Annotated in this window: 1 protein-coding gene; it reads left to right on the top strand. The window is 41.8% G+C overall.

Annotated elements, in window-relative coordinates:
- Positions 1–33: 33 nt before the first annotated feature.
- A partial coding sequence (locus DNK84_RS06610; protein WP_268876897.1) for a reverse transcriptase domain-containing protein occupies positions 34–713 on the top strand: 680 nt, incomplete at its 3' end.

Genomic DNA, 713 nt, shown 5'->3' with positions numbered 1-713 from the left:
GTTGAGGCAGATATTAAAGGCTTCTTTGACAACGTGTCACATGACAAGCTAATGGGGTTTGTAAGGATACGAGTAAAGGATTCCAGTCTGCTTCACCTGATAGAGCGGTTTTTAAAAGCAGGTTACGTTGATAATGGCGTATTAATTGATACGGAAAAGGGCACGCCCCAAGGAAGTATCCTAAGCCCAATGCTAGCGAATATATTCTTGCATTATGTGTTAGATAAATGGTTTGAAGATACGGTGAAGAGTCATACCAAAGGATTCTGCAAACTTGTAAGGTATGCGGATGATTTTGTGTGCTTGGTGCAGTATCAGGAGGATGCACGCAGAATTGAGCGGGCACTCTCAAACAGGTTTAACAGGTATGATCTACAGCTGCACCCAGAAAAGAGTCGGAATATTAGCTTTGGCAGGTACGAGAGGCTCAATGCGTCAAATACAGGTCGAAGAGCCAATACTTTCGATTTCCTAGGTTTTACGCATTATTGTGATAAGACAAGAAAGGGTTACTTTAAACTGGGGCGTAAAACAAGTGCTAAGAAGTTTAGAGCGAAGTGTAAAGATTTAAACACTTGGTTTAAGGCTATTAGGAATTTGCTCCCGACGAGGCAGTGGTGGAAAACACTCAAAGCTAAGCTAAGAGGGCATTTTGAATACTATGGCGTGAGCGGGAATTTTCCTGCAATCGCAAAATATTACTTAATTGCCAA

Origin of the sequence: Facilibium subflavum (assembly GCF_003574485.1) — a bacterium.
GTDB classification, from domain to species: Bacteria; Pseudomonadota; Gammaproteobacteria; order Francisellales; family Francisellaceae; genus Facilibium; species Facilibium subflavum.
The sequence above is the reverse complement of the archived record's forward strand: the minus strand, read 5'-3'. Positions and strand labels throughout refer to the sequence as shown.